The 14,041-nt window shown below is 71.0% G+C and carries 15 protein-coding genes and 1 tRNA gene; 12 read left to right on the top strand and 4 right to left on the bottom strand.

Going from position 1 to position 14,041, the window contains the following annotated elements; translation table 11 throughout:
- Positions 1-2: 2 nt before the first annotated feature.
- The 5 genes from ACSGDB_RS09475 to ACSGDB_RS09455 all read left to right on the top strand — a co-directional run bounded on the left by ACSGDB_RS09475 (position 3) and on the right by ACSGDB_RS09455 (position 5,530).
- Complete coding sequence (locus ACSGDB_RS09475) at positions 3-1,379, top strand: 3-oxoacyl-ACP reductase (RefSeq protein ID WP_434994359.1); 1,377 nt, start codon at positions 3-5, stop codon at positions 1,377-1,379.
- Positions 1,376-2,284: a MaoC family dehydratase gene (locus ACSGDB_RS09470; protein ID WP_434994358.1), complete on the top strand. Its 909-nt coding sequence runs from the start codon at positions 1,376-1,378 to the stop codon at positions 2,282-2,284. Before ACSGDB_RS09475 ends, ACSGDB_RS09470 begins: the two co-directional genes overlap by 4 nt.
- Before the next feature lie 156 nt (positions 2,285-2,440).
- Complete coding sequence (locus ACSGDB_RS09465) at positions 2,441-3,400, top strand: trypsin-like serine peptidase (RefSeq protein ID WP_434994357.1); 960 nt, start codon at positions 2,441-2,443, stop codon at positions 3,398-3,400.
- A gap of 98 nt (positions 3,401-3,498) precedes the next feature.
- Positions 3,499-4,779, top strand: coding sequence for a kynureninase (locus ACSGDB_RS09460; RefSeq protein WP_434994355.1), 1,281 nt, complete (start codon positions 3,499-3,501; stop codon positions 4,777-4,779).
- 10 nt (positions 4,780-4,789) lie between these two features.
- On the top strand, positions 4,790-5,530 hold the full coding sequence (locus ACSGDB_RS09455) for a M50 family metallopeptidase (protein WP_434994353.1): 741 nt from the start codon (positions 4,790-4,792) through the stop codon (positions 5,528-5,530).
- Positions 5,531-5,532: 2 nt separating this feature from the next.
- Here ACSGDB_RS09455 and ACSGDB_RS09450 read toward each other — a convergent pair whose 3' ends face one another.
- On the bottom strand, positions 5,533-5,853 hold the full coding sequence (locus tag ACSGDB_RS09450) for a hypothetical protein (protein ID WP_434994352.1): 321 nt from the start codon (positions 5,851-5,853) through the stop codon (positions 5,533-5,535).
- 252 nt (positions 5,854-6,105) lie between these two features.
- Between ACSGDB_RS09450 and ACSGDB_RS09445 the strand changes: the two genes are divergently transcribed.
- The 4 genes from ACSGDB_RS09445 (at position 6,106) to ACSGDB_RS09430 (ending at position 9,415) form a co-directional block, all read left to right on the top strand.
- Positions 6,106-6,189 (top strand) — tRNA-Leu (locus tag ACSGDB_RS09445).
- Positions 6,190-6,392: 203 nt separating this feature from the next.
- Entirely contained in the window at positions 6,393-6,755 is a 363-nt protein-coding gene (locus ACSGDB_RS09440; protein ID WP_434994350.1) for a cupin domain-containing protein, read from the top strand.
- 153 nt (positions 6,756-6,908) lie between these two features.
- On the top strand, positions 6,909-8,210 hold the full coding sequence (locus tag ACSGDB_RS09435) for a M20/M25/M40 family metallo-hydrolase (protein ID WP_434994349.1): 1,302 nt from the start codon (positions 6,909-6,911) through the stop codon (positions 8,208-8,210).
- Between the two features lie 29 nt (positions 8,211-8,239).
- Positions 8,240-9,415, top strand: coding sequence for an acyl-CoA dehydrogenase family protein (locus ACSGDB_RS09430; RefSeq protein ID WP_434994348.1), 1,176 nt, complete (start codon positions 8,240-8,242; stop codon positions 9,413-9,415).
- Between the two features lie 31 nt (positions 9,416-9,446).
- Here the strand turns inward: ACSGDB_RS09430 and ACSGDB_RS09425 are convergent, their stop codons facing one another.
- Positions 9,447-9,680, bottom strand: coding sequence for a DUF5703 family protein (locus ACSGDB_RS09425; protein WP_434994347.1), 234 nt, complete (start codon positions 9,678-9,680; stop codon positions 9,447-9,449).
- A gap of 40 nt (positions 9,681-9,720) precedes the next feature.
- Here ACSGDB_RS09425 and ACSGDB_RS09420 point away from each other — a divergent pair, with 40 nt between their 5' ends.
- Entirely contained in the window at positions 9,721-9,984 is a 264-nt protein-coding gene (locus ACSGDB_RS09420) for a hypothetical protein (protein WP_434994346.1), read from the top strand.
- Positions 9,985-10,003: 19 nt separating this feature from the next.
- On the opposite strand, the gene ACSGDB_RS09415 is transcribed toward ACSGDB_RS09420, so the two are convergent.
- Positions 10,004-10,930 carry an aldo/keto reductase gene (locus ACSGDB_RS09415; protein WP_434994345.1) on the bottom strand — a complete coding sequence of 309 codons (927 nt, stop codon included), beginning with the start codon at positions 10,928-10,930 and terminating at the stop codon, positions 10,004-10,006.
- Positions 10,931-11,000: 70 nt separating this feature from the next.
- Here ACSGDB_RS09415 and ACSGDB_RS09410 point away from each other — a divergent pair, with 70 nt between their 5' ends.
- Both ACSGDB_RS09410 and mshC read left to right on the top strand, forming a co-directional pair.
- Positions 11,001-11,825 (top strand): undecaprenyl-diphosphate phosphatase, encoded by an 825-nt coding sequence (locus ACSGDB_RS09410; RefSeq protein ID WP_434994344.1) that lies wholly within the window; start codon positions 11,001-11,003, stop codon positions 11,823-11,825.
- A 23-nt stretch (positions 11,826-11,848) separates the two neighbouring features.
- Positions 11,849-13,114, top strand: coding sequence for a cysteine--1-D-myo-inosityl 2-amino-2-deoxy-alpha-D-glucopyranoside ligase (mshC, locus tag ACSGDB_RS09405; RefSeq protein WP_434994342.1), 1,266 nt, complete (start codon positions 11,849-11,851; stop codon positions 13,112-13,114).
- A 16-nt stretch (positions 13,115-13,130) separates the two neighbouring features.
- Here mshC and ACSGDB_RS09400 read toward each other — a convergent pair whose 3' ends face one another.
- The gene (locus ACSGDB_RS09400; protein ID WP_434994340.1) at positions 13,131-14,021 is read right to left on the bottom strand and encodes a PAC2 family protein; all 891 of its coding nucleotides are present in this window, start codon (positions 14,019-14,021) and stop codon (positions 13,131-13,133) included.
- Between the last annotated feature and the right edge of the window lie 20 nt (positions 14,022-14,041).

Raw genomic sequence — 14,041 nt, 5'->3', positions numbered from 1 at the left:
CCATGGCCGACAACTACCTGGACCTCGTGAACACACCCCTGCCCGGGAAGATCGCCAAGGCCCTGGGCCTGCCGCGGCCCTCGGTGCTGCGCCGCTACACCCCCGGGGAGGCCATTGCCCCGAAGCCGGTGCTCGTCACCGGGTCGGGTGCCGGGGCGGAGGCGCTCGCCGACGTCCTGCTGGGCTGGGACGTGGAGGTGCGTCGCCATGTGCTGCCGGGCGAGAAGCTCAGCGCCGCCGTCGTCGTGCTCGACCGGGCCACCTCGCCCGCCGACCTCGCAGAGCCCATGCTCGAGCTCGGGCAGGCGGCCAGGATGCTGGTGCCGGGTGGCCGCGTGGTGGCGGTCTTCCGCTCCTCAGCGGACACCACGGACCCCGCCGTGGCCGCGGCGCGCCAGGGCATCGACGGCGCCATCCGGTCGATCGCCCACGAACTGCGCGGCGGGGCCACGGCCAACGGCATCGTCCTTCGTGCGGGAGCAACGACGACGGACGCCACGACGCTCGCCGCCCTCCGCTTCTTCCTGTCCGGCAGGAGCGCGTACGTTGACGGCCAGTTCCTCGAGGTGACCGGAGCGCCCGCCGACAGCGTCGGAGGACTCGCGGCCGCCACGACGGCGGCGGGGGAGGGCGTCCCCGACCAGCCGCTGGCAGGCAGGACCGCCGTGGTCACCGGGGCGGCCCGCGGCATCGGCGCGAAGATCGCCGAGATCCTCGCCCGGGACGGAGCCCGCGTCATCGCCGTCGACGTCCCGGCGGCGGGCGAGCAGCTCGCGCAGGTCGCGAACCGGGTGGGCGGGACGGCCCTGCAGATCGACATCACCGCTCCGGACGCGGCGGCACGCATCCTCGAGCACGTCGGCGGACGCTACGGCGCCCTCGACATCGTGGTGCACAACGCCGGCATCACGCGGGATAAGCTCCTGGCCAACATGGACGCGTCCCGGTGGGACTCGGTGATCGCCGTGAACATCGCCTCCCAGCTGCGCATGAACGAGCACTTCCTCGCCTCACCGGTCTTCTCCACGACGGGGCGGATCATCAGCCTCGCCTCGACGAGCGGGATCGCCGGCAACCGCGGGCAGAGCAACTACGCGGCGTCGAAGGCCGGCGTGATCGGGATGGTCCGGGCACAGGCCGCGTCCTTCGACGGCGGGGGCCGGACCATCAACGCCGTCGCGCCCGGCTTCATCGAGACGGACATGACGGCCAAGATCCCGCCCCTCACCCGCCAGGTGGCCCGACGGCTGAGCAGCCTGCAGCAGGGCGGGCTCCCCGTGGACGTGGCGGAAGCGATCGCCTTCCTGGCCTCCGACGCCGCGGCGGGCATCAACGGGCAGGTCCTCCGGGTATGCGGGCAGAACCTGGTGGGCGCGTGAGCGGGACCCCGCGCGAGGAGGTGACGCTGCCGGGCGTGCCCGCCCTGCCCGGGCTCTACCGCCAGGCCGTCGCGCTGGCAGCACGGCGGAGGGTGAGGCGGGCGACCGTCCCGCTCGAGGTCCCGTCCGTCCAGCACCGCGTCCACGGGGTCCGGGTCGACCTGGCCGCCATGACGCGGTTCCAGCAGCTGCTCGGATCCGCCGCGCGGGACGTGGTGCCCTCCGCCTACGTCCACACGCTCGCGTTCCCGGTGGCCATGAGCGTCCTCGTGCGGCCCGACTTCCCGTTGCCCCTGCTCGGCATGGTGCACCTCAGCAACGAGGTGCACCAGGAGCGCCTGATCGACGCCTCCGAGGTGCTCGACGTCGTGGCCCGGGCGGAGCACCTCCGCCCGCACGCGGCAGGGACGCAGGTCGACGTCGTCATCGAGGTCCGCGCCGACGCCGGGCTCGTGTGGACCGGCCGGTCCGTCTACCTGGCCCGCGGGGTCCGGCTCGACGACGCCGCGGCCAGCGTGCGCCGGGACGAGGACCGGCCGGTCTTCACCGCCCCCACGCCGACGGGCGTCTGGCGACTCGGCGCGGACACCGGACGCCGGTACGCCGCGGTCTCGGGGGACTGGAACCCCATCCACCTCAGCGCGCTCACCGCGAAGGCGCTCGGGATGAAGGCGGCGATCGCGCACGGCATGTGCCTGGCCGCCCGCATGGTGGACCAGGCGGTCCCCGCACCGTCCGGGGCCCTGAGCTGGCGCATCGACTTCGCCACCCCCGTCCTCCTGCCCGGCACCGTGACGACGTCGTTCACGGGGCGTGGCGACGACTCCGGTCGCCGGACGGACGTCGTCGGGTGGTCCGCGAAGCGCCGCCGCCCCCACTTCACCGGCTGGGTGCGCGCGGAATAGTTCCATGCCGGCCGGGGCCTGTCCAGACGCGAGGTGATTTTCGGGGGCAATTCTCCCGAACGTCCCCTTTCGGCTGGGCAGGCGCCGGGTCACCGGGGCAGACTCCGACTACCAGCCCTCGATGGCTGGCCCCCACTGTATGGAAAGAGGAGTTTCGTGAACTCTCGAGGTCTCAAAGCAGGGCTGCTCGCCGCATCGACCCTGATGGCGACGGCAATGATGGCAGCAGGTCCCGCCCAGGCAGCACCGGCGGTAGCCCCCGCCGCCGCCGGCACCGTGTCCCACGCGCAGGACCAGGGCCAGGCCGCCCTCGACGCCTACTGGACGCCGGACAGGATGAAGAACGCCAAGCCGGCCAACACGATCAACTCCGGCTGGGCCGCCGAGGGCCGTTCGATCATGCCGAAGGCAGGGCAGCAGTCGGTGACGAAGGCGCCCAAGCAGCCCGTCGCGGAGACGCGTGCCACGTCCCAGTCCGCGGTGCCACGCATCGGGAAGGTGTTCTTCACCCAGGGCGGGCAGAACTACGTCTGCTCCGGCAACTCGGTCCAGAGCGGGAACCAGAGCGTCGTCGCCACGGCCGGGCACTGCACGCACGACCTCTCGACGGGCTGGGTCACGAACTTCGTCTTCGTCCCCGCCTACAGCAACGGTGCGGCCCCGTACGGCAAGTTCACCGCCCGGACGCTGGTCTCGACCAGCGAGTGGGTGTCCCGCAACGACATCAGCTACGACGGCGCCTTCGCCGTCATGAACACGCTCAACGGGCGGACGCTCGCCGCCACGGTCGGCGCCTCGAGCATCGGCTTCAACATGTCGCGCGGCCTCACCTACACTGCGTACGGCTACCCCGCCGCCTCGCCGTTCAACGGCGAGCGCCTCTTCAGCTGCTACGGGAAGGCCTCCGCTGATCGCATCGGCGGTACCCAGTCGCAGGGCATTCCGTGCGACATGACCGGCGGATCCTCCGGTGGCCCCTGGTTCGTCGGTTCGGGTTCCACCGGGACGCAGAACTCGGTCAACAGCTTCGGCTACAACACCCAGAGCAACGTCATGTACGGCCCGTACTTCGGCAGCTCCATCCAGTCCGCCTACTCCACGGCGGCCAGCCGGTAGTCCGGCAGACACTCCGCACACGGGCGGTTCCCCTTCGAGGGGGACCGCCCGTGTGTCGTCCGCCCGCGTCCGCGGCGGGCCGCCCCTAGACTGGGCGCATGACCGGCTTCGACCTCCTCACCCGTGCGGCGGAGCTCGACGCCGCGGACCCCCTCGGCGCTCAACGCACCCTCTTCCTCGGCACGGACGACGACACCGTGCTCTCCTACCTCGACGGCAACTCCCTCGGGCGGCCGCTCACCCGGACAGCGGACGGCCTGGCCTCGTTCGTCCGCGACCAGTGGGGCGGTCGGCTGATCCGCGGCTGGGACGAGGGGTGGCTCGGACTGGCGGAACGGATCGGCGACCAGCTGGGTCGGGTGGCGCTCGGCGCGGCCGCGGGCCAGTGCGTGGTGGCGGATTCCACGAGCGTGATCCTCTACAAGCTCGCACGCGCGGCGGTGGCGGCCCGCCCGGGGCGGACCGAGATCGTCATCGACCGCGACAACTTCCCGACCGACCGGTTCATCGTCGAGGGGATCGCCCGCGAGCGCGGCCTGACCCTCCGATGGATCGACGTCGCGTACGACGGCGGGGCGACGCCCGCGGAGGTCGCCGCAGCCGTCGGCCCCGAGACCGCCCTCGTGCTCCTCAGCCACGTCGCCTACCGTTCCGGGTTCATCGCCGACGTCTCCGCCATCACGAGGATCGCCCACGACGCCGGCGCCCTCGTCCTCTGGGATCTCAGCCACTCGGTCGGATCCGTCCCGGCCGATCTCGACGCCTGGGGCGTCGACTTCGCGGCGGGCTGCAGCTACAAGTACCTCAACGGCGGGCCGGGCGCTCCGGCCTGGGCGTACGTCGCGCAGCGGCACCTGCCGACCCTCGACCAGCCGATCCTCGGCTGGCTGGGCAGCGCGGACCCGTTCGCCATGGGATCCGCCTACCAGCCCGCCGACGGCGTCCGCCGCCTGGTCTCGGGTACGCCGCCGATTCTCGGCATGCTCCCGATGCGCGACATGCTCGCCCTCATCGAGGAGGTCGGGATGCCGGCCGTCCGGGCGAAATCGGAGGAGCTGACCGCCTTCGCCGTCACGGCCGTCGACGCCGTGCTGGCCCCGTACGGCGTCGTCCTCGCCTCCCCGCGTGCCGCCGGGGCCCGCGGCGGGCACATCACCATCGACCATCCGGAGTTCGCCGGGATGGTGCCGGAGCTGTGGCAGGACGGCGTCATCCCCGACTACCGCAATCCCGACGGGATCCGGCTCGGCCTCTCACCCCTGTCGACGTCGTTCCACGAGGTCGCCGTCGCCGTCGGGGCCATCGCCGCGCGCCTGGAGCACGCCGGACGCACGACCGGCGGCGGGTGCCTGGACCCGGCGGCGCGCACGGCCGAGTAAGCGCACGGCGGTGGAGTCCCTGGCAGGGCAGCTGCGGGATCGGATCGCGGAGGGCTTCCTCCGGGCGGATCCGCCCGCGATCGGCGCCACGGGACTCGTCCTCATCGGTCTGCTGGCCATCGCCCTCTCGATACCCCGGCGCTCATGGCGGATCTTCGGGCTCTTCGTCACCGTGGTCCATGAACTCGGTCATGCGGCCGCCGCCCTGCTGACCCTGCAGCGCGTCACGGGGATCACGCTCCGGCTCGACCACTCCGGCACGACGACGAGCCTCGGCCGCCGCGGGTGGCGGGCGGCCTTCACGACCTTCTGGGGCTACCCGGTGCCCGCCGTCGTCGGGGCGCTGCTGCTCGGGGGCGCCGCCCACGGCTGGGCGCCGGCGGCTCTCTCGCTCGGCGCCATGGTGTTGGTGGCGGCGCTGGTCCTGATCCGGAACGGTCAGGGCGTGCTCATCCTCGGGGGCAGCGCGGCCGTGGCACTCGGCCTCGTCTGGTTCGGAGGAGCCGCACCGGCGGGCTACGCCTGCCTGGTGCTCGGGGTCGCACTGCTGGTCGGTGCATGCCGCGACTGCGTAAAGGTGGTGCGGGTCCACCATCGACGGCGGGACCTCGCGACCTCGGACGCCCATCTGCTCCGCCTGGCGACACGCGTCCCGTCACCGGTCTGGCTCGGTCTGTTCGCGCTGGTCATCGCCGCGGCGATGGTGCTGTCCCTGGCCCCGCTCGCCCTGATCGCCGGGACGTCGTCCTGACCTCAGTCGTCGCCGTGCTTGAGGTGTCCCGAGCTGTAGGGGGCTCCCTGCTGGCGGCAGAGGTCGTCGTAGAGCTCGTTGACGGCCTGCGAGATGAAGTCCCGCTCCACGTCCGGGAGGTCGATCAGGCCGTTCAGGTACGCGGCGACCTCGTACTCGTCCACGCCCCCACCCATGCTGGAGTAGTGCTCCCAGAGATCGGTGACGGAGATGTTCGCGCGCTTCATGGCGTCGCACGTCAGGGCGTGCTGCTCCTCGTCGCGCTTCCGGTCCGGCATCACGTCCCCCTCCCGGTCGGAATCCGTGAGATCGTTGTCGGCCATGGCGTTCCTTCCCGTCACTCGAGGTACCTCCGGCACCGCCCGGTCATCCTTCCAGCATAGGCAGGGGAGGAGGAAGAAGACAGGTTCCCGCCACGGTTGCCACCGCCCGGGATCGGGTCTAGTGGGCCCGTGCGTCGTCCGGCGAGGACGCCCGGGTCCGCGCAGGGGGATCCGCCAATTCACGATCCGGGCGAGTGCCGTGTTAGAGTATTTCTCGTTGCTTTCGCCGGTTTCCACGGTGAAAAACCACCCGCGCGGGTGGCGGAATGGCAGACGCGCTAGCTTGAGGTGCTAGTCCTCTTATTGAGGGTGGGGGTTCAAGTCCCCCTCCGCGCACAGTGAAGCCCCCGGTCAGAGTCATCTGGCCGGGGGCTTTCTCGTGGCCCGGGGCAAGGGTTGCTCCCGTCGGGCACATCATGCCCGAAGTGCCCTTGACCCTCACGGACGGCAGGTCCACTCTGGTCTCCCGAATCGGGCAGAACCAGCCCAGCGGCGGGAACCCCGGAACAAGCGAGCAACGCCATCCATTGGAGGTCGTGATGCCAGGTCTACTCAGGAAGAGCCTCGATGCGCCGGAGGAGACGCGTCCCTTCGAAGGTGACACGGGCCATCTTCAACTCGTCGGCTCGGAGATGGGCGCGGTGGGCCGCGCCACCTTCCGGCCCGGATGGCGCTGGTCCCAGCACGTCAAGCCGATCGCCGGGACCGACAGTTGCCAGGTCACGCACGTGGGCTACTTCGTCTCCGGCCGGATGAAGGTCGTCATGAACGACGGGGAGGAGATGGAGTACGGGCCCGGCGACTTCGCGGTCATGACCCCCGGGCATGACGCCTGGGTCGTGGGTGACGCCCCCTGTGTGTTCATCGACTGGCGGGGATACGACGACTACGCGAAACCCTGACCCCGAGGACGCGCGGGCCGCGGACACGGCGCCATCGGGGGCCCCGGCCGGAGACATCCGGCCAGGGCCCTTCCGTGTCCACGGGTGAACCGGCCGTGTCCTGGCACGCGCGCTCGGTAGGCTGGGGAGGCAACCGCTACCGAGGAGGACCACGTGGGCATCACACCCGAAGATGAAGTCGTCAGGATCTGCCAGGAACTGATCCGGATCGATACCTCGAACTTCGGGGACAACGCGGGTCCGGGGGAGCGGAAGGCCGCCGAGTACACGGCCGCCCTGATCGAGGAGGTGGGACTCTCGACCCAGCTCTTCGAAGCCGCCCCCGGCCGCACCTCCGTGGTCGCCCGCATGGACGGTTCGGATTCCTCCCTGCCCGCGCTCGTGGTGCACGGTCACCTCGACGTCGTCCCCGCGCAGAAGGAGGACTGGACGGTCGACCCCTTCGGTGGTGAGGAGAAGGACGGGCTCATCTGGGGTCGCGGCGCCGTGGACATGAAGGACATGGACGCCATGATCCTGTCCGTCCTGCGGTCCATGCAGCGCGACGGCATCAAGCCGAAGCGGGACCTCATCTTCGGTTTCTTCGCCGACGAGGAAGCCGGTGGAGCCTACGGTGCGTCCTGGCTCGTGGACAACAAGCCGGAGGTCTTCGAGGGCGCCGCGGAGGCCATCTCCGAGGTGGGCGGGTTCTCCGCGACGATCGGCGGCCAGCGCACCTACCTCCTGCAGACGGCCGAGAAGGGCATCTCCTGGCTGCGCCTGGTGGCCCACGGCCGCGCAGGGCACGGTTCACAGATCAACTCCGACAACGCCGTCACCGCCCTGGCCCGCGCCGTCACGCGCATCGGGGACCACGCCTGGCCGATCGAGCTGACCCCCACGACGCGGCAGTTCCTCGACGGCGTCACCGAACTGACCGGCGTCGAGTTCGACCCCGACAACCCGGACGTGCTGCTGAAGGAGCTCGGCACCGTGGCGCGCTTCGTCGGGGCGACCCTGCAGAACACGGCGAACCCCACGGTGCTCAAGAGCGGCTACAAGCACAACGTGATCCCCGGGACCGCCGAGGCCCTGATCGACGTGCGCACCCTGCCCGGCCAGCAGGACCAGGTGCTGGAGATCATCCGCGGGCTCGCCGGCGAGGGCGTCGACGTGAGCTACGAACACAAGGACACCTCGCTCGAGGTGCCGTTCGCCGGGAATCTCGTGGATTCGATGATCGACGCCCTGCACGCGGAGGACCCGGGCGCGAAGGTGCTCCCGTACACGCTCTCGGGCGGCACGGACAACAAGTCGCTGAGCCGCCTCGGCATCACGGGCTACGGCTTCGCACCCCTGCAGCTGCCCGACGAGCTCGACTTCACCGGCATGTTCCACGGCGTCGACGAGCGTGTGCCCACGGACTCGCTGCGTTTCGGGGCGAGGGTGCTTGCCCGCCTGCTGACCACCTACTGAGCAGGATCCGACCCAGCGCAGGAGGCGCCATGACCACCACGACGACGACGGACGGCCTCGCCCAGCTCCTGCCCGTCGACCTCCTGGAGCGGTTCCGGGGACGGGCGGCGGGCTACGACGCCACCAACAGCTTCTTCACCGAGGACTTCGACGACCTGAGGGCCATCGGGTATCTGCGCCTCCTGGCCGACACTCCACCCGGCGCCGCGGGCGGGATGGCGCGGGCCGCCGCGGCCCAGCGCCGGCTGGCGGCAGCAGCGCCCGCGACGGCGCTCGGGGTCAACATGCATCTGGTCTGGACGGCCGTCGCCGGCCTCCTCGCGGACCGCGGCGACCCCTCCCTGCGCTTCGTCCTCGAAGGGGCCGCCGACGGCGAGGTGTTCGCGTTCGGCGTGTCCGAGCCCGGCAACGACGCCGTCCTCTTCGACTCCCTGACCCGCGTGGAGCGCGAGGCCGACGGCGGATTCGCCTACACCGGCACGAAGGTGTTCACGAGCCTCTCGCCCGTGTGGACCCGACTCGGGATCTTCGGGAAGCTCGAGGGAGAGGACGGCGCGGACGATGTGATCCTCCACGCCTTCGTCCCGCGCGGCACCCCCGGACTGGAGATCCTCGAGGACTGGGACCCGCTGGGCATGCGTGCCACCCGGTCCAACACGACCCGCCTGCACGCCGTCCGCGTGCCGGCGCAGGCCGTCTTCCGGTCCCTGCCGGTCGGACCCAACGCCGATCCACTGGTGTTCGGGATCTTCGCGGCCTTCGAGACCCTCATCGCGTCCGTCTACCTCGGTATCGCGGACCGCGCCCTCGATCTCGCCACCGACGCGATGGGACGCCGACGGAGCCACACGGGGGACCGCGTGCTGTCCGACGATCCCGTCCTCCGGAACCTGCTGGCCGGACCCGCCATGCGGCGGACCGGTGCCGAGGCCGAACTCCGCCAGGTCACCCTCGACCTGGACGCCCGCGAGGGGGACGCAGCGCAGTGGTTCGCGCGCCTCGTGACCCTCAAGACCCATGCGGTCGAGGCCGCGGTGGCCGCCACCACGGTGGCACTCCACGTGGGCGGGGGATCGGGTTTCGCGGCGTCGTCGGAGGTCGTCCGCCTCCACCGCGACGCGCTGGCCGGGCAGTTCCACCCGTCCACGGAGGAATCGGCCCGGGCGACCGTCGCCACGGCACTGCTGGGACCGCCGTCGGCCTGACGGCCCGCGGTCTGCCCGACCGCGCCCGGGCTCAGGCGGTGCGCTCGACCCGGAGTACCTTCCGGCGCAGCCAGTACCGCCGGCCCCCGCCCATGTAGATGCAGCTGCGCTCGAGTTCCCACTTGCCGTACTCCGCATGCTCGGCGACGAGTCTGCGGGCGGCGGGCAGCGGTTCCCCGGCGTTCACGGTGAGCACCAGGTACTCGTACTGCCGGCCGTAGTCGCGCTCCCGGACGGCTGTCGCGTTCACGAAATGTTCTCGCATTTCCCTCCAATTCGGTCCACTTTACCGATAACGTCTAGCCATGAGCATAGATCCGCGTGTCGCGCTCCAGTCCCTCGTGACGGCCCTCGAAGAGCACCTTGCGGCCTCGGCGTCGCGCCGGCGCGAGGACGATCCTGCGGTGGAAGCGGCGTACGTGGGCATCGCCGACGCCTTCGAGGTCTATGAGGAGGCACTCTACGACGCCTTCGGGGAGATCACCCCGCTCGAGGTCTACGAGGAACCGGACGACGAGGACGACGACGAGTACGCGTCGGGCCTCGTGGAGGCCGACGCGGAGAACTGAGCCGCGCACCCGGCGCGCGTCAGGCGGAGACCTCGTCGAGGACCGCGGCGATGGGTTCGGGCACCGGCGCGCCGCCGGTCTGCAGGATCTCCTTGAGCTGCTGCGGCGTACGGGCTCCCACGATCGCGGAGGCCACCCCGGGCCGGTGGAGGAGCCACCGCAGGGCGAGTTCGTGGGGTTGGAGGTCCAGTCCCCGGGCCGCCGTGCACAGCGCCTCGGTGATGCGCTGGGGCTTGCCGTCGAGGTAGGGCTCCACGTACGGCGCCCACACGTCGGAGGCTCCCCGGGAGTCCGCGGGGAGCCTGCCCCGGTACTTGCCGGTCAGGACGCCCCGCCCCAGGGCCCCCCAGGCGAACACCGCAGCCCCGAAGGCCTCCGCGGCGGGCAGCACGTCCCGCTCGGCGCCCCGGTTCACCAGCGAGTACTCGACGTCGTTGACCAGGAGCGGGAAGGACGCCGTGGCGGCCGCCCGCGCGAACTCCCACCCGGCGTAGTCGGAGACGCCGACGTAGCGCGCGCGACCGCTTCCGTAGGCGACCTCCAGCGCGCTCAGCGTCTCCTGCAGCGGGACGGCGGCGTCGGGGGAGGGCGCGAGCCACACGTCGACGTGGTCGGTGCCGAGCAGGGACAGGGAGGCGTCGAGCGAATCGAGCAGCCCCCGGCGCGATCCGTCGAGGCGCCGCATGCCGGTGCGGGTGGTGCCGCCCTGCACCGCGAGGACGAGTTCCGAGCGGGCCACGGTATCGCCGATGAACCCGCCCAGGATCGCCTCGGCCTGGCCCTCGCCGTAGCGCGCCGCGGTCTCGACGAGCGTGCCGCCCGCGTCGGTGAACAGGCGGAGCTGCTCGCGGGCGGCCTCCTCGGACACTTCCTGGCCCCAGTTCATGGTGCCGAGACCCAGAGCGGACACGGTCAGGCCGCTCATCCCCACGTTTCGCCGTTGCATGAGGCCAAGCCTAAAGCCTTGCCGCGGCCGGATACCTCAGGTCCATGCGGCATGGCTTAGGGTCTTAAGGGTGAATTGGATAGAAGCGATCATCCTGGGGTTCGTCCAGGGCCTCACCGAATTCCTACCCATTTCATCGAGCGCACACCTGCGGATCGTGGGTGAGTTCCTCCCGAACGCGCAGGATCCGGGGGCGGCGTTCACCGCCATCACCCAGCTGGGTACCGAGACCGCCGTCGTCGTGTTCTTCTGGAAGGACATCGTCCGGATCGTCAAGGCCTGGTTCGGCGCCCTGAGGGGCACCGTCCCGCGGAACGACCCCGATGCGCGCATGGGCTGGCTCGTCATCCTCGGCAGCGTGCCGATCGTCGTGCTCGGGCTCCTGTTCCAGGAGCAGATCGAGGGCTCGTTCCGCAGCATGTGGATCGTCGCCACCATGCTGATCGTCTTCGGGCTCATCCTGGCGGTCGCCGATGCCGTGGGACGGCAGACCCGCGACCTGCAGAGCCTCACCTACCGGCACGGCATCCTGTACGGACTGGCGCAGGCCCTGGCCCTGATCCCCGGCGTGTCGCGCTCGGGCGGCACCATCACCGCGGGCCTTCTCATGGGCTACACCCGCGAAGCCGCAGCACGCTACTCGTTCCTGCTGGCCATCCCCGCCGTGTTCGGCAGCGGCGCCTTCCAGCTCGTGAAGAGCTTCGACGAGACGGGACCGTACGGGCTGGGGGAGACCGCCCTGGCCACCCTAGTGGCGTTCGCGGTCGGGTTCGCGATGATCGGCTGGTTCCTCCGCTACGTCAGCACGCGCGGCTACGGGCTCTTCGTCTGGTACCGCATCCTGCTCGGCCTCGCCCTGTACGTGCTGCTCGGCTTCGGTGTCATCAGCGCCTGACCGCGGCCCGTAAGGTTGACCGTGTGATTGCGTGGAATTCGACCCCTGTCCCAGTACTCGACGGCACCCAGTCGGGTATCACCCTGTTCGACACGGCGCTCCAGGCGCCGGCAGCCCTCGCGCAGCATCCGGAGCAGAGCCTCTACGTCTGCGGGATCACCCCCTACGACGCCACGCACCTCGGCCACGCCTCGACCTACGTGGCGTTCGATCTCCTCAACCGGACCTGGCGTGATGCCGGCTCCACCGTGCGCTACGTGCAGAACGTGACCGACGTCGACGATCCGCTCCTGGAACGGGCCACGGCCACCGGCGTGGACTGGCAGGATCTCGCCGCCGATCAGATCGCCCTGTTCCGCGAGGACATGGAGGCCCTCAACGTCCTGCCACCGGACCACTACGTCGGAGCCGTCGAGTCGATCGACCTGATCGTCCCGATCGTCGAGAAGCTGGTGGGGCGCGACCTCGCCTACACCGTGCCGGGGCAGGGCGGGGAGCCCGACGGGGACGTCTACTTCTCCCTCGACGCGGCGGCCGCCCTCGACCGGGACGACGCCGCCCGCTGGTTCCTCGGGCAGGTCTCCCAGCTCGACGTCGACACGATGCTCGCATTGTCGGCCGAGCGCGGCGGCGACCCCGGGCGGCCCTCCAAGCGCAACGCCCTCGACCCGCTCCTCTGGCGCGTCGCACGGCCGGGCGAGCCGAGCTGGCCCGCCGGCTCGCTCGGCGAGGGCAGGCCGGGCTGGCACATCGAGTGTGCCGTGATCGCCCAGCAGTTCCTGCCGTCCCCGTTCACCGTGCAGGGCGGCGGCTCGGACCTCGTCTTCCCCCACCACGAGATGAGCGCGTCCCACGCGTGGGCCGCCAGCGGGACGCCCCTCGCCCGGCACTACGCCCACGCCGGGATGGTCGGCTACGACGGGGAGAAGATGAGCAAGTCGCGGGGGAACCTGGTCCTCGTGTCGAAGCTGCGCCAGGCGGGCGTCGACCCTGCGGCCATCAGGCTCGCGATCCTCGCCCACCACTACCGGGCGGACTGGTCCTGGACGGACGGTGTCCTCGACGAGGCAGTCCGCCGGCTCGCTGCGTGGCGCGACGCCGCGCGGTCCGCGACGGACGACGACGTCGCCGGGCTCCGTGACCAGGTGCGGGCGCATCTGGCGGACGACCTCGACGCGCCGTCCGCGCTTGCCGCGGTCGACGCGTGGGTGGCGTCGCCGCGCCCCGCCGGGACCGGCGGGCGGGCGCTGGCCGACGTCGTCGACGCCCTGCTCGGCGTCCGCCTCTAGGGCAGGGGCAGCCGGGCTACTGCTCGCGCCGGCGCTTCTTCAGGTACCGCTCGAACTCCCGCGCGATCGATTCGCCGCTGGCCTCCGGGAGGTCCACGGTGTCCTTCGCCTCCTCGAGCTGGCGGACGTAGGCGGCCACCTCGGGGTCCTCCGTGGCGAGCTCGTCCACCCCGCGTTCCCAGGCCTCCGACTCCTCCGTGAGCACGTGCGTGTCCACGGCGATCTGCAGGATCTCCTCGAGCTTGTTCAGGAGCGCGAGCTGCGCCTTCGGGGAGGGCGACTGCCCCACGTAGTGCGGCACGGCCGCCCAGAGTGACATCGTCGGAATGTCCGCGAGGAGCCCCATCTCGGCCAGCACCCCCACGATCCCGATCGGGCCCTCGTACGTGGACGGCTCGACGTCGAGGCTCTGCCGGACGACGTCGTCGTCCGACGTGACCGTCACCGGGATGGGGCGCGAGTGTGGCACATCGGCCAGCAGCGCGCCGACCAGGACGATGCAGTCGACGTCGAGCTCCTTCGCCAGCGCGACCAGCTCCGCGGTGTAGGCGCGCCACTTGTAGGACGGTTCGACGCCGTTGACGAGGATCAGGTCGACGTTCGAGTGGGGCACGACGGTCTTGCTGATGCGGGTGTTCGGCCACTTGATCCGGCGCTGTCCCGCCGCGTTCCGCTTGATCATGGGTCGCGTGAACTGGAAGTCGTAGAACTCGTCGGCGTCGATCGTGGAGATGCGCTCACTGCCGAAGAAGCGCCCCATGTACTTCAGCGCGTCGCTGGCCGCCTCGCCGGCGTCGTTCCAGCCCTCGAAGGCCGCGAGCATGATCGTGATCCTGCGCTCGGGCTCGTCGGCGTCCTGGAACAGGTCCTGCACGCCGGTCGGCTGGTTGTCCTCGAAGCTCTTCACGCTCTCACCCTAAACCCCGC

The sequence above is a fragment of the Arthrobacter sp. Ld5 genome (assembly GCF_051172775.1).
Lineage (GTDB): Bacteria > Actinomycetota > Actinomycetes > Actinomycetales > Micrococcaceae > Arthrobacter_D.
This window is presented reverse-complemented; position numbering and strand designations above follow the sequence as displayed.

Excerpts from the sequence above, each read along its gene's own strand:
- ACSGDB_RS09475 (WP_434994359.1), top strand. The coding sequence starts at position 3 with ATGGCCGACAACTACCTGGACCTCGTGAACACACCCCTGCCCGGGAAG.
- ACSGDB_RS09460 (WP_434994355.1), top strand. The coding sequence starts at position 3,499 with ATGACCGGCTTCGACCTCCTCACCCGTGCGGCGGAGCTCGACGCCGCG.
- ACSGDB_RS09450 (WP_434994352.1), bottom strand. The coding sequence starts at position 5,853 with ATGGCCGACAACGATCTCACGGATTCCGACCGGGAGGGGGACGTGATG.
- ACSGDB_RS09440 (WP_434994350.1), top strand. The coding sequence starts at position 6,393 with ATGCCAGGTCTACTCAGGAAGAGCCTCGATGCGCCGGAGGAGACGCGT.
- ACSGDB_RS09430 (WP_434994348.1), top strand. The coding sequence starts at position 8,240 with ATGACCACCACGACGACGACGGACGGCCTCGCCCAGCTCCTGCCCGTC.
- ACSGDB_RS09425 (WP_434994347.1), bottom strand. The coding sequence starts at position 9,680 with ATGCGAGAACATTTCGTGAACGCGACAGCCGTCCGGGAGCGCGACTAC.
- ACSGDB_RS09420 (WP_434994346.1), top strand. The coding sequence starts at position 9,721 with ATGAGCATAGATCCGCGTGTCGCGCTCCAGTCCCTCGTGACGGCCCTC.
- ACSGDB_RS09415 (WP_434994345.1), bottom strand. The coding sequence starts at position 10,930 with ATGCAACGGCGAAACGTGGGGATGAGCGGCCTGACCGTGTCCGCTCTG.